This is a genomic window from Agrobacterium burrii (genome assembly GCF_017313405.1).
Classification (GTDB): domain Bacteria; phylum Pseudomonadota; class Alphaproteobacteria; order Rhizobiales; family Rhizobiaceae; genus Agrobacterium; species Agrobacterium burrii.
Map to the genome: position 1 here is coordinate 303,136 of NZ_JAFLNA010000005.1, position 21,193 is coordinate 324,328.

General features: G+C 59.0%; 20 protein-coding genes and 1 tRNA gene. 13 read left to right on the forward strand and 8 right to left on the reverse strand.

Translation table 11 applies throughout. The features are described from left to right. Positions 1–90 precede the first annotated feature (90 nt). Both JZX89_RS12335 and JZX89_RS12340 read left to right on the forward strand, forming a co-directional pair. A complete protein-coding gene (locus JZX89_RS12335; RefSeq protein ID WP_174374159.1) occupies positions 91–957 on the forward strand; it encodes an LOG family protein in 867 nt (288 codons plus the stop codon). Positions 958–1,121: 164 nt separating this feature from the next. Continuing rightward, positions 1,122–3,455, forward strand: coding sequence for a methyl-accepting chemotaxis protein (locus tag JZX89_RS12340; protein ID WP_207134194.1), 2,334 nt, complete (start codon positions 1,122–1,124; stop codon positions 3,453–3,455). Between the two features lie 72 nt (positions 3,456–3,527). Here the strand turns inward: JZX89_RS12340 and JZX89_RS12345 are convergent, their stop codons facing one another. Continuing rightward, entirely contained in the window at positions 3,528–4,472 is a 945-nt protein-coding gene (locus tag JZX89_RS12345; protein WP_207134195.1) for a nucleoside hydrolase, read from the reverse strand. Positions 4,473–4,680: 208 nt separating this feature from the next. Between JZX89_RS12345 and JZX89_RS12350 the strand changes: the two genes are divergently transcribed. Together JZX89_RS12350 and JZX89_RS12355 are read left to right on the forward strand one after the other, a co-directional pair. Continuing rightward, positions 4,681–5,106: an Hsp20 family protein gene (locus tag JZX89_RS12350; RefSeq protein WP_153515177.1), complete on the forward strand. Its 426-nt coding sequence runs from the start codon at positions 4,681–4,683 to the stop codon at positions 5,104–5,106. A 56-nt stretch (positions 5,107–5,162) separates the two neighbouring features. After that, a complete protein-coding gene (locus JZX89_RS12355) occupies positions 5,163–5,420 on the forward strand; it encodes a BQ00720 family protein (protein ID WP_003493591.1) in 258 nt (85 codons plus the stop codon). 160 nt (positions 5,421–5,580) lie between these two features. Here the strand turns inward: JZX89_RS12355 and JZX89_RS12360 are convergent, their stop codons facing one another. Together JZX89_RS12360 and JZX89_RS12365 are read right to left on the reverse strand one after the other, a co-directional pair. Further along, complete coding sequence (locus tag JZX89_RS12360) at positions 5,581–6,171, reverse strand: EF-hand domain-containing protein (protein WP_369809548.1); 591 nt, start codon at positions 6,169–6,171, stop codon at positions 5,581–5,583. Positions 6,172–6,297: 126 nt separating this feature from the next. Continuing rightward, positions 6,298–7,011 carry a pyrimidine 5'-nucleotidase gene (locus JZX89_RS12365; protein WP_153515175.1) on the reverse strand — a complete coding sequence of 238 codons (714 nt, stop codon included), beginning with the start codon at positions 7,009–7,011 and terminating at the stop codon, positions 6,298–6,300. A 106-nt stretch (positions 7,012–7,117) separates the two neighbouring features. Between JZX89_RS12365 and JZX89_RS12370 the strand changes: the two genes are divergently transcribed. After that, entirely contained in the window at positions 7,118–8,035 is a 918-nt protein-coding gene (locus JZX89_RS12370; RefSeq protein WP_207134197.1) for an EamA family transporter, read from the forward strand. 48 nt (positions 8,036–8,083) lie between these two features. Here the strand turns inward: JZX89_RS12370 and argB are convergent, their stop codons facing one another. Further along, positions 8,084–8,968 (reverse strand): acetylglutamate kinase, encoded by an 885-nt coding sequence (gene argB / locus JZX89_RS12375; RefSeq protein ID WP_052820274.1) that lies wholly within the window; start codon positions 8,966–8,968, stop codon positions 8,084–8,086. A gap of 357 nt (positions 8,969–9,325) precedes the next feature. On the opposite strand from argB, the gene JZX89_RS12380 reads away from it, so the two are divergent. After that, positions 9,326–9,703, forward strand: a complete 378-nt coding sequence (locus tag JZX89_RS12380; protein WP_207134198.1) for a hypothetical protein — start codon at positions 9,326–9,328, stop codon at positions 9,701–9,703. Between the two features lie 18 nt (positions 9,704–9,721). On the opposite strand, the gene yihA is transcribed toward JZX89_RS12380, so the two are convergent. From yihA to rpmH, 4 genes are read right to left on the reverse strand one after another with little or no spacing between them, the layout of a single operon-like run. Next, positions 9,722–10,375 (reverse strand): ribosome biogenesis GTP-binding protein YihA/YsxC, encoded by a 654-nt coding sequence (gene yihA / locus JZX89_RS12385; protein ID WP_142840946.1) that lies wholly within the window; start codon positions 10,373–10,375, stop codon positions 9,722–9,724. Then, positions 10,372–12,171, reverse strand: coding sequence for a membrane protein insertase YidC (gene yidC, locus JZX89_RS12390; protein WP_174374163.1), 1,800 nt, complete (start codon positions 12,169–12,171; stop codon positions 10,372–10,374). Before yidC ends, yihA begins: the two co-directional genes overlap by 4 nt. Further along, positions 12,171–12,554 (reverse strand): ribonuclease P protein component, encoded by a 384-nt coding sequence (gene rnpA, locus JZX89_RS12395; RefSeq protein ID WP_153515357.1) that lies wholly within the window; start codon positions 12,552–12,554, stop codon positions 12,171–12,173. The genes yidC and rnpA overlap by 1 nt, the downstream gene beginning before the upstream one ends. A gap of 36 nt (positions 12,555–12,590) precedes the next feature. Beyond that, on the reverse strand, positions 12,591–12,728 hold the full coding sequence (gene rpmH / locus JZX89_RS12400; protein ID WP_052675362.1) for a 50S ribosomal protein L34: 138 nt from the start codon (positions 12,726–12,728) through the stop codon (positions 12,591–12,593). Positions 12,729–13,080: 352 nt separating this feature from the next. Here rpmH and JZX89_RS12405 point away from each other — a divergent pair, with 352 nt between their 5' ends. The 7 genes from JZX89_RS12405 to JZX89_RS12435 all read left to right on the forward strand — a co-directional run bounded on the left by JZX89_RS12405 (position 13,081) and on the right by JZX89_RS12435 (position 21,165). Continuing rightward, on the forward strand, positions 13,081–15,108 hold the full coding sequence (locus JZX89_RS12405) for a methyl-accepting chemotaxis protein (protein ID WP_207134234.1): 2,028 nt from the start codon (positions 13,081–13,083) through the stop codon (positions 15,106–15,108). A 252-nt stretch (positions 15,109–15,360) separates the two neighbouring features. Continuing rightward, positions 15,361–16,779 carry a sensor histidine kinase gene (locus tag JZX89_RS12410; protein WP_207134235.1) on the forward strand — a complete coding sequence of 473 codons (1,419 nt, stop codon included), beginning with the start codon at positions 15,361–15,363 and terminating at the stop codon, positions 16,777–16,779. Positions 16,780–16,996: 217 nt separating this feature from the next. Continuing rightward, positions 16,997–17,073: transfer RNA gene (locus tag JZX89_RS12415), tRNA-Arg, on the forward strand. A 162-nt stretch (positions 17,074–17,235) separates the two neighbouring features. After that, positions 17,236–18,048, forward strand: coding sequence for a class I SAM-dependent methyltransferase (locus JZX89_RS12420; RefSeq protein WP_207134199.1), 813 nt, complete (start codon positions 17,236–17,238; stop codon positions 18,046–18,048). A 227-nt stretch (positions 18,049–18,275) separates the two neighbouring features. After that, complete coding sequence (locus JZX89_RS12425) at positions 18,276–19,421, forward strand: ABC transporter ATP-binding protein (protein ID WP_188355946.1); 1,146 nt, start codon at positions 18,276–18,278, stop codon at positions 19,419–19,421. After that, on the forward strand, positions 19,418–20,344 hold the full coding sequence (locus JZX89_RS12430; protein WP_207134200.1) for a carbohydrate ABC transporter permease: 927 nt from the start codon (positions 19,418–19,420) through the stop codon (positions 20,342–20,344). Before JZX89_RS12425 ends, JZX89_RS12430 begins: the two co-directional genes overlap by 4 nt. Next, on the forward strand, positions 20,344–21,165 hold the full coding sequence (locus JZX89_RS12435) for a carbohydrate ABC transporter permease (RefSeq protein ID WP_142840961.1): 822 nt from the start codon (positions 20,344–20,346) through the stop codon (positions 21,163–21,165). Before JZX89_RS12430 ends, JZX89_RS12435 begins: the two co-directional genes overlap by 1 nt. Positions 21,166–21,193: the final 28 nt, after the last annotated feature.

A 21,193-nucleotide genomic window follows, 5' to 3' on the forward strand; every position in this document is an offset into this window, starting at 1 on the left:
CGCCGCTGGAAGGCTTTGGCCATTTGATCTAAGGGAGTGTTGGAAAGGCGTCAATGTGATTTGGGTGATTTGGCGCGTCAGACGAAAGGCATGGAAATGACACGACTGAAAAATGGCAAATTGCGGCGTAAGGACGGGGTGTGGGATCCCCTGAAACGCAGCTCTGCGGACAAGCAGCAGGCCGAGGTCGTTCAAAAGACGCCGCAGTCGGACTCTCCGTCCTACCGGCTTGCCTATGTGGACATGGATTTCCTCTGCCGTGAGGAATTGCGCCCCGTCCGGTTGCAGTTGGAACTTCTGAAGACGGAAATGGCGCTCACCGAGCGTGGGATCAAATCCACCGTCGTCATGTTTGGCGGTGCCCGCATTCCCGAACCCGGCGGCGAGGCCTGGGCAGCGCGTAACGAGACGCAGAAGCACAATCTCGAACAATCATCGGTCTATTACGACGAGGCGCGCAAATTCGCCCGGATTTGCACCGACTACGGCGCGAAATCCGATCATCTCGAATATGTCGTGGTCACCGGCGGCGGTCCCGGTGTCATGGAAGCGGGCAATCGTGGTGCTGCCGATGTGGGCGGCCCGTCGATCGGCCTTAACATCGTTCTGCCGCACGAGCAGGCGCCCAACCCCTATGTTACGCCGGAGCTGAGCTTCAACTTCCACTATTTCGCCATCCGCAAGATGCATTTTCTGATGCGGGCGAAGGCCGTGGTAATTTTCCCCGGCGGTTTCGGTACGCTGGATGAACTTTTCGAAGCGCTGACCCTCATTCAGACCAAACGTATGGAGCCGATTCCGCTTATCCTGTTCGGAGAGAAATTCTGGCGATCCGTGATCAATTTCGAGTTTCTGGCGGATTTCGGCACCATCGCGCCGGAAGATATGAAGTTGCTGAATTTCGCTGAAACGGCGGATGACGCGTGGAAAATCATCTCGGACCACTACGAACACTGATTTCTGCTTGGTGCGACGAAGTAATTTTAGGGCTTAATTAGCAAAGATACTCTAATTTTGCCTCGTCGCGCTGCAGCGCACTGTCCATGTGGACGGGCCTCCATGACGGAGATTTATCATCCGTTGACGTCAGCCTCCCGGCAGACGATTTGATCGAGGCCAAAATGTTCAATTTCAAAGTGAAGTCGCTTGCGACCAAGCTTATTCTCGTAACCGGCTGTGCCATCACCACGGTCTTGGTCGCATCGAATTCCTTCCTCATTTCCCAGACCAGCGACCGTGTGCATGCGCTGACCATGGATCAGGCGAATACCGAGGCGCGCGCCATCGCCAACGTCATCGCCGCCGATGTGGGCGAACTCGGCAGCGCTGCGCGCTCCATGGCCGGTGTCATCGGCCGTGCGCATCAGGCGAAATCGATGGATCGCCCCGGCATCGTCAACATCCTCAAGGCCAATGTCGAACAGAATACTTTCGCTTTCGGAAGCTGGTTCTGCGAGCAGCTCGGCCTTTTCGACGGCCAGAGCACCGAGATTGCCAACAGGCTCGATCTCGGCACCAATAAAAATGGCGTCTTCGCCCCCTATTGGTCGAAGACCCAGAAGGGTGACATCCAGTTCTCGACTTTCGATAATGACTACGCCGCTGAATGGTGGGCGCTTGCCGCCAAGACGGGCAAGGGCGCCATCACCCAGCCCTATCTCGCGCAGGGCACGGAAGTGCCCACGACCATGACCTCGCTTGCCTATCCCGTCATGTCGGACGGCAAGATGATCGGCGTCGCCGGCGTCGATATTTCTCTTGCCGCGCTGTCGCAGAAGCTGCAGGCGCTGCGTCCTTTCGAGACCGGCCGCGTGACGCTCGTGTCGCAGGGCGGCCAGTGGCTGGTGCCGCCGACGCCCGAGCAGAATATGAAGGCCTATAACGGAGACGGCGTCAGCGCTGTTCAGGCGGCGCTCGCTTCCGGCAAGCAGGGTCTCATTGAAAATCTCGGCCTCGATACCGACGCGCCCTATAACCGCCTCGTCTATCCCTTCGCGGTTCCCGGCCTCAACGCCACCTGGGTCGTGCTGGTGGATATTCCGCATCAGGCACTGAACGCGCCGGTGGAAGAGCAGACCTACATGATGATCATCGGTGCGCTCGTCATTCTCGCCGCCGTCATCACCGCGCTTTATTTCGCCGTGCGTCACTTCGTCGGCAACCCGCTCGCCTCGCTGGTCAAGGATGTTCGGACGCTGAGCGAAGGCCGTTACGATGCGCCGGTATCCGGGCAGGACCGCAGGGATGAAACGGGGGCCGTGGCCACCGCGCTGGAAGGCTTCCGCGCAAAACTCGCCGGCATTCGTGAAATGGAAGCGGATGCCGCTGTCCAGCGTGGTGATGCGGAAACGGCGCGTCAGCGATCGGAATCCGAGCGCACGGAGAACAGCCGCATGCAGCAGCATATCGTCAGCGTGCTTGGCTCCGGTCTCAACGCGCTTTCGCAGGGCAACCTGACCTACCGGATTGAGGACGAGTTCCCCGGCGACTATGCGAAACTACGTAGCGATTTCAACTCGGCGCTGGCAAGCCTCGAGGAAACCGTCTCCACGGTCAATGCGACGGTTGTCACCATCGGCAATGGCACCGGTGAGATCACCCGCGCCGCCAGTGACCTTTCGCACCGCACGGAACAGCAGGCCGCAAGTCTGGAAGAAACCGCAGCCGCCCTCAACCAGCTGACAGCGCAGGTCAATTCCAGCGCGGAAAATGCCGCGCAGGCCGCCGGAGCCGTCAGCCATGCCTGCGATGATGCCGGCACGTCGGGCGAAGTGGTACAGCAGGCCGTCAACTCCATGCAGGGCATCGCGCAATCCTCGGCGGAAATTTCCCGCATCATCGGGGTGATTGATGAGATCGCCTTCCAGACCAACCTTCTGGCGTTGAATGCCGGTGTGGAAGCGGCCCGTGCGGGTGATGCCGGTAAGGGCTTTGCGGTAGTCGCGCAGGAAGTGCGCGAACTGGCGCAACGGTCTGCAACCGCCGCCAAGGAGATCAAGGGACTGATCAACACCTCGGCAAGGCAGGTGGGCGAGGGCGTCCAGCTGGTTGGCAAGGCCGGTGAGACGATGAAGAATATCGCCGATCAGGTTTTGCAGATCAACCAGCTGATACGGCAGATTTCCGCTTCCGCCAGCGAACAGGCGGTAGGTCTGAAGGAAATCAATTCTGCCGTTACCCAGATGGATCAGGTCACCCAGCAGAATGCGGCGATGGTGGAAGAAACCACGGCGGCCAGCGTGACGCTGAATGGCGAGGCCGAAACGTTGAAATCGCTTGTTGCCGGTTTCGCCGTGTCCGGTGGTCAACCCAGCCAGCAGTTGCGCTCCGCGGCTGCTGCCATGCGTGCCCCCTCGGCTCTGGCCGCAGCACCGGCCCGCTCGACGGCATCGCGTCCCCGCCCAAGAACCAGCGGTGCAAACGCACTGGCGCAGGATGACTGGACGGAATTCTGACGGGTTTTCCCACTTCAAATAAAAAGGGCCGCTGGCGATACCCGCGGCCCTTTTTTCATGCCCGCGTTCCGTTCAGAGCCGGGCAAAACGTTCCGTCAGCAATTCGAAGAAACCGTCCGCATCCACGTTGCGCATCACGCGGGCATTGGCGGGGCGTTCGGTCACGCGCCACCAGTCCACCACCGTCATGCCCATGGTCAGTTCGGAAGTGGCCTCGATTTCGACGTTGCACTCGCGACCCTGAAACAGCTCGGGTCTGATGAGATAGGCAATAACGGACGGATCGTGCAGCGGGCCGCCGTCCGAACCGTATTTCTCGATGTCGAAACGTTCGAAGAATTCCAGCATTTCCGCCATGACGATGGCCGGACGTGTGCCGATGTCACGAATGCGGCTGACCCGCGCCTTGGTGGTCAGGAGCTTATGGGTGACGTCGAGCGGCATCATGACAACAGGAATACCGGCACGGAAGACGATATCGGCTGCCTGCGGATCGACATAGATGTTGAATTCGGCCGCGGGCGTGATGTTGCCGCCCTCGAAGAAGCCGCCGCCCATCATCACCAGTTCCTTGATGCGGTCGGCGATCTCAGGCGCTTTCAGCAGCGCCAGCGCCACATTGGTGAGCGCGCCGAGCGTGCAGAGCGTCACCGTGCCCGCGGGTTCCCGCATCAGCGTTTCGATGATGAAATCGACCGCGTGCTGCTTCTGTGCCTCCATTGCCGGCTCATCGAGATCAGGGCCGTCGAGACCGGTGCTGCCGTGAACATGCTCGGCGGTGATGGGCTTGCGCACCAGCGGCTTTTCCGCGCCCTCATAAACGGGAATATCGGTGCGGTTGCATAATTCGCAGATGATGCGGATATTACGGCTGGTCAGTTTCAGCGGGACGTTGCCGGCAACGGCGCACAATCCGAGAATGTCGATTTCATCCGGGCTTGCGAAAGCGAGCATGATTGCCGCTGCGTCGTCCTGGCCCGGATCGGTGTCGATGATGATTTTTCTGCGTTCTGCCATGTCTTGCCCGCCGTTGAGATGAGTGCTTTTTTCGAGCGGCGGATACTCACTTGTCAAGCCTCATTCCTCGGGACCTGCCATTGCATCGGCTGTCCGTCTTGCGCATCGCGGCTCGGCTTCCCATATTGTTTCAGCCGGTGCGACTAACCGGCAAGGTTGCCGAAAGCGGGACCGGGAAACGTCGCTTGGTTGCAAGGACAGAAAAGATATGAGCCGCATGACGCCATTCACCCACCCGCTTCTGCTGGGTTTTGATGCCATGGAAAAAACGCTGGAGCGTATGGCGAAGGCCAATGACGGCTACCCTCCCTATAATATCGAACGACTACCCGGCGGCGAAGACGTGCCGGAGCGGCTGCGTATCACCATCGCGGTTGCCGGGTTCTCGCAGGACGATCTGGATGTGACGACGGCCGACAACCAGCTTGTCATTCGCGGTCGCCAGCAGGAGCAGGAAAAGCGCGATTTTCTCTATAGGGGTATCGCGGCGCGCCAGTTCCAGCGGGTCTTCGTGCTTGCCGATGGCATGCAGGTCAGGGAAGCGCGCATGCGCAACGGCCTTCTTTCCATCGATCTGGTGCGGCCTGAAATTTCGAACGTGGTAAAGAAAATTAATATTTCCGTCTCAGAGTAGAACGTGAACGCCGGAATCGGACATGAATCTCTCGGCGTGAAGAAGGAGGCTGAAATATGCTTTTAAAAGAAGCGCATGCGCGTCTCACCCGGTCCCAGCTCGCCCATATCGGCGAGGGAGAAGTGGGATATATCCGCAAGATCCGTGCGGAAGACGTCAGCCGCTGTTTCCCGGAAGCGCCTGATCTCGATCCGCAGCTGGATCTCTGGGCGCTGTTTGGCGCGGATGGCACGCCGATCCTCCTGACCGATAACCGTTCCAGCACGTTCTTCAAGGCGGCTGAAGACGATCTCAAAACCGTCAGCCTGCACTAGAGCATTTCCAGGAAAAGTGCGTAGCGGTTTTCCGTCCGGAAATGCGTAAAAACAAACAGTTGAAGCATTTCCAGTAAAAGTGCATAGCGGTTTTACGTCCGGAGATGCGACAAAACAAAGATAAAAGCCCGCCTTTTGAGCGGGCTTTATTATTATCGGATCAAAGGAACGGGCGGTCCGGCATGTCATCAATGGAGATGACGCCGTCCTTGTTCTTGTCCAGCCGTTCGAACATTTTCTCGCCGGCTGCGGTGAACTCGGCCTTGCTGACCTGACCGTTCTCGTCGGTATCGGCCCAGCGGAGCATCCCCAGGCCTGCACCCTTGCCGCCATGCTTGCCCCAGCCCTGATGACCGGAACGGCCGCCATGTTCGCGTTCGGCGCGCTTGCCTTCGGGGCCTTTGCCTTCGTCGGCTTTGGCATTCTCACGCTCGGGGCGCGGATTGGCGGCGCGGAAAGCTTCCATTTTCGCCTGGCGATATTCACGCATTTCCTTCGGCGTGATCGAACCGTCCTTGTCCTTGTCGATCTCGGTGAAAAGCGCATCCTGCCGTGCGGCGAATTCCTCCTTCGAAATCTTGCCGTCCTTGTTGGTATCGGCAATCTTCAAGAGGTGAACGAAGGCGACTTCCTGGCGGATCGGCATGCGATCCTTATGGCCTTTGCCGGGTGCGGCAAAACTGGCCGTCGCGGCCGTGCTGAGCACAAGGGCTGCGCCAAGAGCAGAGAGGGCGATTTTTCGCTTGGTCATCATCGTCATTACCTTTCTTTGGTGTCCCTGAAGAAAAGATAGTGACCTCCACCGAGCCTCACCACTTAAACATCGGTAAGGTGGATGAAGCTTCGGTAATGTTGCGATGTAACTCCGCTACCGCGGTCAGCCGGCGATGGTTTTCGTCAGGAAGCCGGTTAGATTGTCGGTGATGTAGTCGATATGCGCATCGGTCTCGACGGGAATTTCCCAGCGCTCCATGATGACACCCTCGAGATTGGAGGGAACGAGCAGCACGGTCTTCATGCCGAGCGCCTTGGGAGCCGCAAGATTGCGCGGCAGGTCTTCGAACATGGCTGCTTTTTTCGTGTCGAGTTTCGCAAGTGCTGCGAACTTCTCATAGGTCGCGCTGGCCGGCTTCGGCAGATAACCGGCAGCGACGATATCGAAAATATCCTCGAACTGGTCGAGAATGCCGAGTGCGCCGGCGGCCGCCTGTGCATGCTTGACGCTGCCATTGGTCAGGATGAACTTGCGGCCAGGCAGCGCCTTGATCGCCTCGCCAAGTTCCGGATGCGGTTGCAGCGCCGAATAATCGATGGCATGCGCGCGTTCCAGAAACTCGTCCGGGCTAATGCCGTAATTGATCATCAGCCCCTGAAGCGTGGTGCCATGATCATGGTAATAACGCTTCTGCAGCACACGAGCCTCTTCCGGATCGAGCTTTAAAAGCTCCGCCACATAGGCCGTCATGTTGCGGTCGATCTGGGAAAACAGATTGACGTGATGCGGATAGAGCGTGTTGTCGAGATCGAAGACCCATTCGCTCACATGGGCGAAATCGGCGGCATCGGGCAGGTTTTTCGGCTTTGTGTCCATGGCCTGCTTTATGCCCGTTTCGAATGCCGAAGAAAATCGAAAAGACGACGATTGCTGAGAAAATCGGGCTTGGCTGGGGCCTCCAGCGCATGATACCGCCAAGAGCATGGAACTCTGGATAGGCATAACCTTCGCAAGCGCGTTCTTGCAGAACCTGCGCTCGACCCTGCAAAAGCACCTCAAGGGCATGATGGGCACTACGGGCGCAACCTTTGTGCGCTTCCTGTTCGGAATGCCTTTTGCTCTCGCCTATCTCGCCTTTCTGCATCTCGGTTTAGGCCGGCCGCTGCCTGTGCCGAACATGTCTTTCACTGTATGGGCAACGGTCGGCGCCATGGCGCAGATCGCCGCCACCTTCCTGCTGGTCCACCTGTTTTCCTTCCGCAATTTTGCTGTCGGAACGGCTTATTCCCGCACGGAGCCAGCGCAGGCAGCGCTGTTTGCGCTTATTTTTATCGGTGAAAGCGTCAATAGCGGGACATTGGTGGCTATCGCCGTCTCGGTCGCCGGCGTCATGCTGATTTCGGTTGCGCGCACGGAAGTGACCCCTGCTTCCATTCTCACCTCCATCTTCAGCCGCACCGCTGGTATAGGCCTCGCCTCGGGCGCATTTTTTGGCCTGTCATCGGTTGCCTATCGTTCGGCATCGCTGTCCCTTGCGCCCAGCCTGCCAACGCCGGATGCGGTGGTGCAGGCGGGCTATACCCTCGTCATCGTTATCGTGATGCAGACGGTGTCGATGTTCTTGTGGATCGTCTGGCGGCAGAGGGACGAATTGCGGCGCATCGCAAAGGCGTGGAAACCGTCGCTTGCGGTCGGTTTCGTGGGTGCCACGGCGTCTTTCGGCTGGTTCACGGCGATGACCTTGCAACAGGCCGCCGTGGTCAAGGCGCTGGCGCAGGTGGAAATGCTTTTCGCCTTCGCCTCGACCGTGCTGTTCTTCAAGGAAAAGATCAACAGGCTCGAACTTTCCGGCTGCCTGCTGATTGTCGTCGGTGTGCTGTCGCTTCTGGTGTTCGGCTGAAATGTCGTCTGTGGCGGACAGGCTGGCCGTCCGCCACATTAAATAGCATCAGGGCACGATCAGCGTGCCGGCACCTTCCGTGAAGATTTCCAGAAGCACGGAATGCGGGGTCTTGCCGTTGAGGATTACCACGCCCTGCACGCCGGCCTTGATGGCCTCGATGCAGGTCTCGACTTTCGGGATCATGCCGCCGGAAATTGTGCCGTCCTTGATGAGCGCGCGCGCCTGCGAAACCGTCAGTTCCTTAATGAGTTCCTTGTTGCGATCAAGAACGCCCGGCACATCGGTCAGGAACAGCAGTCGCGTCGCATTGAGCGCGCCGGCAATGGCGCCGGCAAAGGTATCCGCGTTGATGTTGTAGGTAGCGCCATCTCGGCCGGGAGCGACGGGGGCGATGACCGGGATCATTTCCGACTTGGCGAGAAGGTCGAGCAGCGTGCGGTCAACTTCCACGACTTCTCCGACGAAACCGAGATCGAGAACACGCTCGATATTGCTGTCGGGATCGATGACGGTCTTTTTCGCCTTTTCGGCGAAGACCATGTTGCCGTCCTTGCCGCACAGGCCGATCGCCCATTCGCCCGTCTGGTTGATGAGCGCGACGATTTCCTTGTTGATCGAACCGGCCAGAACCATTTCGACGATCTCGACCGTCTTGGCGTCTGTGACACGAAGGCCGCCTTCGAATTTCGATTCGATGCCCATCTTGGTCAGCATCGCGCCGATCTGCGGGCCGCCGCCATGGACGACGATGGGGTTGATGCCGGACTGCTTCAACAGGGCGATATCTTCCGCGAAAGCCTTGCCGAGTGTCGAATCCCCCATGGCATGACCACCATATTTTACGACGATGGTCTTGTTCTCATATTTCTGCATGAAGGGCAGAGCCTGTGCAAGCAGCCGCGCCTGAGTTTCGCTTTCGGAAGAAGTCATGGAAAAACCTCGGTCTGTGGTTGCGGCCCAAAAGAGCCTTTCATCGCTCTACAGCATCGGTGCAGAAATCGGAATCGATTTTTGCAGTGCAGGATGCATGGATCGGACATGCCGGCGCCTTTGCAAGGACAGGCGGATGTCTGCTTTTGACGAATGAAATAACCTCCGGGCCACATTGTGTCGGCCCCTGGTAAAATTCTGTTTTTGGGCGGCTCAAAGCGCGTAATAAGATTGACATAAAGCACCAATCGGACCAGCCTTGTTTGCGGCAGGGGAGGGGTTATTCAGCAGGGCGACAGGGATGTGTCGCGCATCGTGAAACGATGTTGCCTGGACGACCGAGGAGTTTGAAGACCTATGACGGCACCGGATCGAGACAAGCAAAGCGGTTTGCGGGACGAAGTGCTCGCTGGCGAATATGTGCTGGGCGCGCTGCCGCCGGAAAGCATGGCGGAGCTTGCCAAACGCGTCAAACGCGACCGCCAGTTCGCCGCGATGGTCAGGCGCTGGCGGGATAATCTGGCGGAAACCGAGTATCGGGAAAAGGTGACCGTCGCCGCATTGCTTGAAAGGGATCCGGCCCGGTTGGGCTTGCCCTTCAGAGCCCAACCGCTGCGCAATGGCAGCATGTTCGCCGCCATGCTTCTGGAGGTCTGGCATTCGGTGCGCTTCTGGCGGCTTCTGGCGTTGACGGCGATGCTGTGGACCGCCGTTCTGCTTTTTACCATCGCCTGAAGATAAGGGCCGAGCCTCTTAAAGCGAGACGGTTCTGACGATCTCGGCGCGCAGGCTGTCCAGCCCGAAGGATTTTTCCGACGAGGTGGCGAGAACCTCTGGATAGGCGGCGGGGCGCTTGCGGATTTTCTCCAGTGTCTCACCGATCAGCCGGGGAACGCCGACATCCTTGATCTTGTCGGTCTTCGTCAGCACGACCTGATAGGATACGGCTGCCTTGTCGAGCAGGCTCAGAACCTCTTCGTCGTTCTTCTTTATGCCATGGCGGGAATCGATCAGCACGTAAACGCGCTTCAGCGTTGCACGGCCGCGCAGATAATCGAAGACGAGCTTCGTCCAGGCATCGACATGGTCCTTGGGTGCCTGCGCGTAACCGTAACCGGGCATGTCAACCAGCGCCATGGGCGGCAGGTCGCCGGGCTCGCCGGAATACCCTTCCGGAACGAAATAGTTCAGTTCCTGCGTGCGGCCGGGTGTATTCGAGGTGCGGGCAAGTCCCTTGTGGCCCACCAATGCATTGATGAGCGAGGACTTGCCGACATTCGAACGTCCCGCAAATGCAATCTCCGGCGGGCCTTCGGGCGGCAGGAACTTCATCGCGGGAACGCCGCGAATGAATATCCAGGGTCGCCCGAAAAGGGGCTTTTCGGTTGCCGGGCCGGTGTCACTCATTTCGATTGCACCGACTTTCGCTTGAACAGCCCTTTGAGATTATCGAACAGTTCGATCTTGGCGCCGTGGCGCTTCATGATGAGGGCCTGCTGGCTGATGGACAAGGTGTTGTTCCATGCCCAGTAGATAACCAGACCAGCCGGGAACGAAGCCAGCATGAAGGTGAAGATCAGCGGCATCCAGGTGAAGATCATCGCCTGTGTCGGATCGGGCGGTGTCGGGTTCATGCGCATCTGCAGGAACATGGTGATGCCCATGATCAACGGCCAGACGCCGATCATCAGGAAGTGCGGCACGTCATAGGGCAGAAGGCCGAACAGGTTGAACAGCGACGTCGGGTCGGGCGCGGAAAGGTCGTGGATCCAGCCGAAGAACGGCGCATGCCGCATTTCGATGGTGACGTAGATGACCTTATAGAGCGCGAAGAAGACCGGGATCTGCAGCAGCATCGGCCAGCAGCCGGCCACCGGATTGATCTTCTCTTCCTTGTAGAGCTGCATCATCGCCTGCTGCATGGCCATGCGGTCGTCGCCATGCTTGGCCTTCAGTTCTTCCATCTTCGGCTGCACGCGCTTCATGTTCGCCATGGAAGCATATTGCTTGCTGGCGAGCGGGAAGAAGAGCGCCTTGACGACGATGGTGGTGAGCAGGATCGCCACGCCGAAATTGCCAAAATAACGGAAGAAGAAATCCATCATTTTGAACATCGGCTTGGTGATGAAGTAGAACCAGCCCCAGTCGATCAGAAGGTCGAACTTCGGAATGGAATATTCGGTTTCATAACGGTCGACCAGCGGCACTTCCTTGGCACCGGCGAAGACAAGGCTCTTCAGCTCGATGGACTGGCCGGGTTCGACCGTCATCGTGTCGCTCTTGAAATCGGCCTGATAGCTCGGCTGATTGCCCGTGATATGCGAATAGCGGGTTTCGAACGGCGTCGTCTGCGGCGGAACGATGGCCGCCGCCCAGTACTTGTCGGTGATACCGAGCCAGCCGCCGGTCGCCTTGGCAACCGTTACCGGCGCCTCTTCAACGTCCTTGTATTTCTCTTCCGTCAGGCTGCCATCTTTGCCCGAGACACCGAGAAAGCCTTCATGGATAACGAAGACGGGCGGGATCGCCGGCTTGTTGTTGCGCGTCACGCGGCCGTAGGTGGCGAAGGAAATAGCCGCCTGACCGGGGTTCTCGACCTTGTCGGCGACCGAGATCATGTAATGCGGGTCGATCGACACGGTACGGGAGAAAACGACGCCCTTTTCGTTGGTGTAGGTGAGCGTGACGGGTGTGGTTTCCGTCAGCTTGTCGCCGCTCGCAAGCGTCCAGACCGTCGTCGGGCCGGGAACGCCACCGACTTCGGCAGCGCCGACATAACCAAGCTCGGTGAAGTAACCGTCCTTGGTGTCGGAGGGCGAAAACAGCGTGATGATCGGGCTCGAGTCATCGACGGTCTCATGGTAGCCCTTGAGCCGGATGTCATCGAAGCGGGCGCCGGTCAGGTTGATCGAACCGGCGATGGCGTTGGTGTCGATGGCGACGCGCTGGGTCTTGGCGATCGCTTCCTCACGGGTCGCCGTGGCGGCGGCCTGCGTGGAGGAGGCGGGCGGCGCGCCTTCTACAGTTGCGCCTGGTGCGGCACCGGGTGCCGGCTGTTGCTGCGTCGTCTGCTGCTGCGCCTGGCGGGCCTCTTCGGCGCGGCGCTGCTGCTCGATGCGCGGATTCATGTAAAGGAATTGCCAGGCGAGGACGATGACAACCGAAAGGGCTATCGCGATGAAGTAATTGCGGTTCTTTTCCATCATTCTTTCCTGGAGCGGGTCTCCTGGGACCGTTTCGGTTTCGCCGTTCCTTCAATGCGCTCGGTAAGGAGAGACTGAAGTTTCGGGAAGGCCGTACTAAGCACGTCCCTGCGGGCGACAATCACATAGTCATGACCGGGCTTCATTGCGACCCCGGCGGAAAGCCTGACGGCTTCCTTGAGACGGCGGCGCATGCGATTTCGCTCGACCGCGTTGCCTTGTTTTTTTGTTACGGTAAAACCGACCCGAGGTTCGGTTTCCGGGGTTTTCCGGTCAAGCACTTCCAGAAGAAAGGTGCCTCCCCGCCGTTTTTCCCCCGCCTGAACGGCAAGAAACTCCGACCGGTTTTTAAGCCGGCCGGGCTGTTTTTTAGTCTCGCTCATGTGCCCGCGACTTTCATCGGGCCACAGGCTCGGCAATTAAGCCGACAGACTTGCGCGGCCGCGTGCGCGGCGAGCTGCGAGAACCTTGCGGCCGCCGGCAGTAGCCATGCGGGCACGGAAACCATGACGGCGCTTGCGAACAAGCTTGGACGGTTGGTAAGTACGCTTCGACATTTATTTAATACCGCGGTGTGCGGCCCTTCTTGAATTTGCAATTATTTGCAAGAGCGTTTCGTTTTTTGCACGGCTAACCCCGCCTGGGCGAGCTTTCAATGGCCGAGCGTGCGCGGCTTATAAGGGCATAGGCCGAGCAAAGTCAATTGCCGAAGGGGTTTTCGCAGTTCACCTTTTGCGGAAAACACACCGCCATCTCCTTCGCCGACTGTCAATAGAGATTGATTCCAACGCGCAATCGGTAAAATCCGAAATTCTTTCTTAACGCAGCATTGATAAATGTTGTGATGCGAAAAGTTATGCCAGCTTCCTGTTTTTCGTCGTGCGGCTGGCGTGTGTTGGGGGAATGAAATTGAGAATTCGCGGTCGTATCAATCTTCTTGTCGGGCTGATGAGCCTCGTGGCCTGCACCATCGGTGGACTGTCCATCTATGCCGTCAGCGAATTCCGGGTGCGTACGGTCGCATATGAAAAGGCGGCGGAGCGCGCCTATAAGGGCGAGGCCCTCAACCGGCTGGTCACCGCGGTCGTTATGGAGGCGCGCGGCGTATATGCCGCCCCCGATATAACAAAGGCCGCGCCCTTCGCGGATGGCATCGTCAAGAACCTCGACGCCATGGAAAAGCTGATCGGCACATGGACCCCTCTCGTTCCGGCGGAACAGAAGGCGACCTTTGATAACCTCTCCAGTCGCTTCAAGGAATTCAAGACGTTTCGCCTGGAAACCGCGCGGCTTGCCCGTGAGGCCAGCCCACAGGCGGCCAACCTGCAGGGCAACAACGACGCAAACCGGGCCAACCGCAAAGCCTATCAGGCGGAAATCGATGCAGTCGTAAAGAATGACATTGCCGAACTTGAGGCTGTCGAGGCCGGCATCGATGGTTTTGTAACGACGACATTCTGGCTGGTCATCATCGTCACCGGCAGCGGCATATTGGCCGGCGCGGCCTTCGGTCTTTATATCGGTACGCGGCAGCTGAGCGCGCCCATCCGCAGTGTTTCGGAAGTGATGAACGCCGTGGCGGACGGAAATCTGGATGCGGATGTGCCCTATCTCGGCCGGAACGATGAAATCGGCGAAATGGCGGCGGCCGTTGAAGTCTTCAAGAAGAACGGCCTCGAAATGCGCCGCATGAATGCGCAGGAGACCGCCATGCGCGCCAAGAGCGACGATCTGCAGGCCGGCATGGCCATCGTCGTCGACGCAGCTGCGGGAGGCGATTTCAGCCGCCGCATCAACAAGGATTACGGCGACGAAAACCTCAACCGTTTCGCTGCAACGATCAACGCGCTGCTCACCGGCGTCGACAATGGCGTCTCCGAGACCAGCCGTGTCATCGAGGGTCTGGCACGCGGCGACCTGACGGAAAAGATGGACGGTGAGTTCCGCGGCGTGTTTGCCGAACTGCAGGCCAACGTCAACGAGACGCTATCGAAGCTGCGGGAAACGATGCGCGAGGTGCGTAGCAGCACGGAAGGCATCAGCGGCAACGCAAACGAGTTGCGCTCTGCGGCCGACGACCTGTCGAAGCGGACGGAACAGCAGGCTGCAGCGCTGGAGGAAACTTCCGCCGCTCTGGACGAGATTACCGCCGTTGTTCGCAATTCCACTGATCGTGCGCAGGAAGCCAGCACCATGGTGGCCGAGACCAAGCAGAAGACGGAAGAATCCGCCAATGTCGTGCGCGATGCCGTCTCCGCCATGGATCGTATCGAGCATGCTTCCCGTGAGATCAGCCAGATCATCAACGTTATTGACGAGATCGCCTTCCAGACCAACCTTCTGGCACTGAATGCGGGCGTGGAAGCCGCCCGCGCTGGCGAGGCGGGCAAGGGCTTTGCCGTCGTCGCCCAGGAAGTGCGCGAACTGGCGCAGCGTTCCGCAACCGCCGCAAAGGACATCAAGGCGCTGATTACCAAATCCGGCCAGGAAGTGGGACGCGGCGTATCGCTGGTGCAGAAAACGGGTAGCGCCTTGAGCGAGATCGAGACCCGTGTCCTCGCCATCAATGACCACATCCATTCGATTGCCACGGCGGCGCGGGAACAGTCCACCGGCTTGCACGAGGTCAATACGGCGATCAACCAGATGGACCAGGTGACGCAGCGCAATGCCGCCATGGTGGAAGAAACGTCGGCCGCAACCCACAAGCTGAGCAATGAAGCGGGACATCTCGTGACCCTTGTGTCACGCTTCAAGGTCGGCGCTGAGGATGCTCCGCTCCGCACGCGGATCGAGCAGCCGATGCGACCTGTGGCGGTATCCGGCAGAGCGGCGGCCGTGGCCTCTCCGGCCCGCAAATTGATGAACAGCGTCAGCCGCGCCCTCAATGCCCAGCCGGCCGCCACGCCGGCGCATGGCGACTGGCAGGAATTCTGAGAAAGCCGATCGACTGTTTCTCGTAAGGCCCCCTATATTTAAAACGCCGCCTTTGGGCGGCGTTTGTTTTTTTTCGACGATGAAAACGTTTATTTTGCAGTGCATTGGAAAAATGTCAGTTAGGTCCTATTATCATGCGTGCATATAAACCCAGCCGTTCAACCGAAGCGGCGGCGCGCATAGGATAAGGGCCAGGTGTTATCTAAAGGCGTAGACAGCTTGGACCGCACAGAGGACAATCCCGTGCACTGCATGCCGGGGTTGACCGCTGGTCTTTCGGGGCGCCTGCTGTTGCTCACGGTCATTTTCGTGATGATCGCCGAAGTGCTGATCTTTGTGCCTTCCGTCGCCAATATGCGACTTTCATGGCTGCGCGACCGCCTGAATACGGCGGCTGCCGCCGGCGCGGTGATTGACGGCTTGCAGGCCGAATTGCCACGAAGCGTGCAGAACGACACGCTGATGGCAACCGGGGCAAAGCTTATTGCGCTGCGCAAGGACGGCACCTCGCGCCTGCTCGCGGTGGCGGAAACGCCGCCCGGGGTGGACGAGCAATATGATCTTTCCGATGTTTCGCAGCTGGCAGCGGTGCGGGATGCGTTTTCCACATTGCTGTTCGGCGGCAACCGCGTCATCCGCGTTTTCGACGTCGTCGGCGATAGTGACACCATCATCGAACTGGTGCTCGGTGAAAACAAGCTGCGGGCGGCCATGCTCGCCTATGCCCGCAATGTGTTCCTGATCTCCATCGTCCTGTCACTCGTCACGGCAGGCCTCATCTTTATCTCCATCAACCGCATCATGATCCGGCCTATACGCCGGCTGACGCTTGGCATGCAGCATTTCTCGGAAGATCCGGGCAATCCGGAGCGTATCTTCGTGCCGGAAGAAGGAACTGACGAACTGTCGGTTGCGGGACGTCACCTCGCCGACATGCAGACGGAACTGCAGAAAACCCTGCGTCAACAGAAGAACCTCGTCGATCTCGGCCTCGCCGTTTCGAAAATCAACCACGACATGCGCAATATCCTCTCTTCCGCGCAGCTCATGTCGGACCGTCTGGTGGATGCCAAGGACCCGATGGTCCGCAGTTTTGCCCCGAAACTGCTGCGCACCATCGACCGCGCCGTGGCCTATACGGGTGAAGTTCTGGCCTATGGGCAGGCAACGGAGGGTGCGCCGAAACGCAAGACGGTTCATTTATGCCTTCTGGTCAGGGATGTGCGCGATATTCTGGCGCTCGAGCCGGAAAGCGGCATCGAGTTTCACGACAGCGTGCCCACCGATCTGACCGTCGACGCGGATGGCGAGCAACTGTTCCGGGTGATCCACAATCTCTGTCGCAACGCCGTTCAGGCCCTGCAATCGGATGCGACAAACGCCGCGCCACGACATCTGTCCATTGCTGCTCAAAGGGCCGGCAGTGTCGTCAGCATCGTCATCGACGACAACGGGCCGGGAATGCCGCGTAAAGCAAAAGAGAACCTGTTTTCCGCTTTCCGCGGGTCTGCCCGCTCCGGCGGTACCGGCCTCGGCCTCGTCATCGCCCGCGAACTGGTGCTTGCCCATGGCGGCACCATAGCGCTTGTCGAGAAGCCCGGCCCAGGCACGCAGTTCCGCATTGAGATCACTGACCGCGCCGCCACTGTGCAGGCGGCCAGAACCGCCTGAAAACTCCCTGAGCCAACGAGTCTCAGTCATCGGCGCGCTCGCTGGAAAAAGGTCGGTGTGCGCCGCTTCAAAAACGGTCCCTATGGAATTTCATTTATAATCAATGACATAAATGAATTGCTGCGGAAAAATGACAATTTCGAAACGAAATCGCTTGCAATCGGAATGAGGACGTTTTAGAGGATCGCCACGCCACCGGAAACGACCGGAACGGCACGCACCCGTAGCTCAGCTGGATAGAGCACCAGACTACGAATCTGGGGGTCAGGAGTTCGAATCTCTTCGGGTGCGCCATTTCTCTTCCCATAAAATATAATGATACGCCCGGTGCCCGCTGGTACTTTGTCGCATGGCGCAGGACCGGCATCTTCGTCACCGTCTTAGAAGCTCGCAGATTCCGAATTTCCCGAAAATGTGCTAAAGTCGCAGGTCGCTAGATGACCTCAGGTGAAAGCCATGTTGGAAACGGACAAGGTATTTACCGGCTCTATCCCGGAAAACTACGACCGCTATATGGTGCCATTGATTTTCGAGCCGTTCGCCCGTGATCTGGCGCGGCGGGCGGCGGCATTGATGCCAATCGATATTTTGGAAGTCGCTGCCGGTACCGGGGTTGTCACCCGCGAACTGGCGCCCAGATTGCCCCCCGCCGCAAACTATGTCGTTACAGACCTTAACCAGCCGATGCTTGATTTTGCCGCGGCGCGACAGCCGGCCGACAACCGCATTCATTGGCGGCAGGTCGATGCTCAGGCGTTGCCATTTGAAAACGCGGCTTTCGATCTCGTCTTCTGCCAGTTCGGCGCGATGTTTTTCACCGACCGCCTTTCCGCCTACCGCGAAGCGATGAGAGTGCTGAAGCCCGGCGGACATTATTTATTTAACGTGTGGGACCGCATTGAGGAGAATCATCTGGCGAATGACGTGACGAACGCCCTTGCGGAGATGTTTCCCGACGATCCGCCGCGTTTCATGGTCCGCACTCCCCATGGTTATCACGATACGGCCTTGATACGTCGCGAGTTGGAAAATGCCGGTTTTTCTCGGGTGGTGATCGAGACGATAGCGGCGCAAAGCCGCGCCTCGTCATCGCGTATTCCGGCCATGGCCTATTGTCACGGAACTGTTCTTCGCACTGAAATAGAAGCCAGAGCGCCGGGACAACTGGACGTTGCGACAAACTGCGCCGCATCTGCAATCAAAGCACGGCATGGCAGCGGCGAGGTCGCCGCCAAAATTCAGGCACATGTGATTCTCGCCACGGTTTAAACGCCGGGCACACGGGCGCGGCGAAGCTGGTTTTCAGCCGGATAATCTACGAATTCGGATATTTGGGAATAAACCCCTAAATATTAGTGGTTTTAGTGAAAGCCTATACTGCAAGGCTTGGCAGCGACCCGGGTTTGCCGGGCTTTTTGATGTCACCGAACTTTCCCCAAACCTTCGTCATATTGTCATACAATATAAGCATATGCGCTTCAGAAAAGGAGCGCAGAATGACGCCACAATCACTTGAGCTTTCAGGAATCGGCAAAGGCTTCGGGGCTGACGATGTTCTGAAAGAGATCGATCTCTCCATCCGTCCCGGAGAGTTTTTGTCCCTCGTCGGCATGTCTGGCTGCGGCAAGTCCACGCTGCTGCGCATCATCGCGGGGCTGGAAACGCCGGATCGCGGTTCGGTCTCGATCGGCGGGCAGGACGTGACGGAGATCGATCCGAGCGACCGCAATCTGGCAATGGTGTTCCAGTCCTACGCGCTTTACCCCCATATGAATGTCCGCCAGAATATTGCGACGCCGCTGCGCATGCGGCGTCTGCCTTTCGCCGCTCGCCTGCCGCTGATCGGACGGCTGGTAGCACCGGCTGAAACGCTCCGCGAGATCGGTACCGCTGTCGAACAGGCGGCTGAGACCCTGCAGATCGCGCATTTGCTGGAGCGCAGACCGGCGCAGCTTTCCGGTGGTCAGCGTCAACGCGTGGCGCTTGCCCGGGCGCTGGTGCGTTCGCCTGCTGCATTCCTGATGGACGAGCCGCTTTCCAACCTCGATGCCAAGCTTCGCGCCCATATGCGTGAGGAACTTGCCGGGCTGCATCGGCGGCTGGGTGCGACCTTTATCTACGTCACCCACGACCAGATCGAAGCCATGACCATGTCCGACCGCATCGCGTTGATGTCGGAAGGCCGCATCGAGCAGCTCGGTACGCCGGATGAGCTTTACCGCAAGCCTGCAACGCTGACCGTCGCTCGCTTCATCGGTACGCCGTCGATCAACCTGCTGCCGGTCGAAATCGATACGCTCGGCAAGATCGCCGCTTTCGGTCGTGATCTGGGCATCGACACCGCAGGTCGCGACGCTGGCCCGGCCACCCTCGGCCTGCGCGCCGAAGATCTGCGTCCGGGTGCCGAAGGTTTTGCCGTGCGGGTGGTCCGCAGCGAAACCCATGGGGCGGATCGCTTCGTCAGCTGCCGTCTTCTCAGCGACGAGACGGTCGCCATCACCCTGCGTCAGGGTGCCGGTGAGGCGCTGGAGGCCGATGCGCATGGTGTGCTGAACCTCGGTTTTGCGCCGGAACGCGCTCATCTTTTCGCCGCCGATGGCTTGCGCCGCAAGACGACGGTGCGTGAACGGGTGCCGGCATGACGGTTGTTGATGCTTCCACGACCGTGCGTGCCAAATCCCGTCCGAGCCTGTCGAAGACGGACCGGCGGATGATCTGGCGCGGCTTGATGTTTGCCGCCCCCGCAAGCCTGCTGCTTCTGACCATCTATATTGTTCCGATGCTGGTTCTCGCCGGTTTTTCCGTCACGGATTACCAGCTCGGCGCGCTCTCCACGCGTTTCGTCGGCCTCGACAACTTTGTAAAAGCATTTCAGGACCCGGTTTTCCTGCGCGCTCTGACAAACACGGCCATCTACGCGGTCATCGTCATCCCCTTCGGCGTGTTTCTGGCGCTTGGCGTGGCCCTGCTCGTCTATAATCGCAAGCGCAGCCGTGCCTTCTGGGAAGTCGCCTATTTCCTTCCCGTTACTGCAACCCTCGTCGCCATGGCGACCGTGTGGCAATTCCTGCTGCACCCTTCGCTTGGCCCGGTGAATGCGGCGATCAAATGGCTGGGTTTCGAACCCGTCGCCTTCCTTTCCAATCCCGTCCTCCTCATTCCCACCATGGCGCTGATCGGCATCTGGCAGGTTCTGGGCTTCAACATGGTGCTGTTCCTTGCCGGCCTCACCGCCATTTCGAAGGATCTGCACGAGGCGGCGCGGCTTGACGGCGCGAAAAACCCCATAGACCGGTTCCTGACGGTGACATGGCCGATGCTTGGGCCAACGACCATGTTCGTGGTGGTCACCACATCCATCTCGGCCTTCAAGGTCTTCGAGACGGTGGCTGTGCTGACCAAGGGCCGTTTCGGTTCGGAAACCCTGCTGTTCGATCTTTATCTTGAGGGTTTCGAATATTCCAACACCGGGTATGCGGCGGCGCTGACCATTATCTTCCTCGCAATCGTGCTGGTCCTGTCGATAGGCCAGACGCTGCATATGGACCGGAAGGTGCATTACTGATGGCCGCTCTCCGCAAATATTTCCCGCATCTGGTGCTGGCGCTCGGCGCATTCGTGATGCTCCTGCCGTTCTACTGGATGATGCTGACGTCGATCCGCTCACCGGCGGAAATATTCAACGTCTCGCTCTGGCCGATCCCCGAAAAATTCGACGCGGTGGAAAACTATGCCCGGGCGGCGGGTCAGGTGCCGATGGCGCGCTTCATGCTGAACGGCGTCATCGTTTGCGTCGGCATCCTCATTGTTCAGGTGCTGACCTCGGTTCCGGCGGCCTATGCACTGGCGAAGCTCAGGTTTCCGGGCCGCAAGCTGCTCCTGGGCCTCGTCATCGCGGCGCTCTGCGTTCCCATTCAGGCGCTGGCGCTGCCGCTTTTCGTCGGGCTGGCGAAAACCCAGCTCCTCAACACCTATTTCGCGATGATGATGCCGTTCTTTCTCTCGGTCTTCGCCATCTTCCTGTTCAACCAGTCCTTCCGCAGCTACCCGGATGAAATCATCGAGGCGGCACGCATGGATGGTTTTTCGGAAATGGAAATTTGCTGGGGGCTCGTCCTGCGTGGCTCGCTGCCTTCGCTTGCCGCTTTCTCGGTCTTCTCGCTCGTTGCCCACTGGAACGACCTTTATTGGCCGATGATCGTGGTCTCCGACACCAATCTCGCCCCGCCGCCGCTTGGCATGATGTTCTTTGCCGATGTTGAATCCGGCGCGAACTACGGCGCGCTGATGGCGGGCGCCACACTGATTACCGCGCCGATGGTGCTGTGCTTCCTCCTCGCACGGCGGCACTTCATCGCCGGTATTACCATGACCGGCGTCAAGTGACGCCGTTCACACTCCTCCTCCCAACCTT

Excerpts from the sequence above, each read along its gene's own strand:
- JZX89_RS12335 (WP_174374159.1), top strand. The coding sequence starts at position 91 with ATGGAAATGACACGACTGAAAAATGGCAAATTGCGGCGTAAGGACGGG.
- JZX89_RS12340 (WP_207134194.1), top strand. The coding sequence starts at position 1,122 with ATGTTCAATTTCAAAGTGAAGTCGCTTGCGACCAAGCTTATTCTCGTA.
- JZX89_RS12345 (WP_207134195.1), bottom strand. The coding sequence starts at position 4,472 with ATGGCAGAACGCAGAAAAATCATCATCGACACCGATCCGGGCCAGGAC.
- JZX89_RS12350 (WP_153515177.1), top strand. The coding sequence starts at position 4,681 with ATGAGCCGCATGACGCCATTCACCCACCCGCTTCTGCTGGGTTTTGAT.
- JZX89_RS12355 (WP_003493591.1), top strand. The coding sequence starts at position 5,163 with ATGCTTTTAAAAGAAGCGCATGCGCGTCTCACCCGGTCCCAGCTCGCC.
- JZX89_RS12360 (WP_369809548.1), bottom strand. The coding sequence starts at position 6,171 with ATGACCAAGCGAAAAATCGCCCTCTCTGCTCTTGGCGCAGCCCTTGTG.
- JZX89_RS12365 (WP_153515175.1), bottom strand. The coding sequence starts at position 7,011 with ATGGACACAAAGCCGAAAAACCTGCCCGATGCCGCCGATTTCGCCCAT.
- JZX89_RS12370 (WP_207134197.1), top strand. The coding sequence starts at position 7,118 with ATGGAACTCTGGATAGGCATAACCTTCGCAAGCGCGTTCTTGCAGAAC.
- argB (WP_052820274.1), bottom strand. The coding sequence starts at position 8,968 with ATGACTTCTTCCGAAAGCGAAACTCAGGCGCGGCTGCTTGCACAGGCT.
- JZX89_RS12380 (WP_207134198.1), top strand. The coding sequence starts at position 9,326 with ATGACGGCACCGGATCGAGACAAGCAAAGCGGTTTGCGGGACGAAGTG.
- yihA (WP_142840946.1), bottom strand. The coding sequence starts at position 10,375 with ATGAGTGACACCGGCCCGGCAACCGAAAAGCCCCTTTTCGGGCGACCC.
- yidC (WP_174374163.1), bottom strand. The coding sequence starts at position 12,171 with ATGGAAAAGAACCGCAATTACTTCATCGCGATAGCCCTTTCGGTTGTC.
- rnpA (WP_153515357.1), bottom strand. The coding sequence starts at position 12,554 with ATGAGCGAGACTAAAAAACAGCCCGGCCGGCTTAAAAACCGGTCGGAG.
- rpmH (WP_052675362.1), bottom strand. The coding sequence starts at position 12,728 with ATGTCGAAGCGTACTTACCAACCGTCCAAGCTTGTTCGCAAGCGCCGT.
- JZX89_RS12410 (WP_207134235.1), top strand. The coding sequence starts at position 15,361 with ATGCCGGGGTTGACCGCTGGTCTTTCGGGGCGCCTGCTGTTGCTCACG.
- JZX89_RS12420 (WP_207134199.1), top strand. The coding sequence starts at position 17,236 with ATGTTGGAAACGGACAAGGTATTTACCGGCTCTATCCCGGAAAACTAC.
- JZX89_RS12425 (WP_188355946.1), top strand. The coding sequence starts at position 18,276 with ATGACGCCACAATCACTTGAGCTTTCAGGAATCGGCAAAGGCTTCGGG.
- JZX89_RS12430 (WP_207134200.1), top strand. The coding sequence starts at position 19,418 with ATGACGGTTGTTGATGCTTCCACGACCGTGCGTGCCAAATCCCGTCCG.
- JZX89_RS12435 (WP_142840961.1), top strand. The coding sequence starts at position 20,344 with ATGGCCGCTCTCCGCAAATATTTCCCGCATCTGGTGCTGGCGCTCGGC.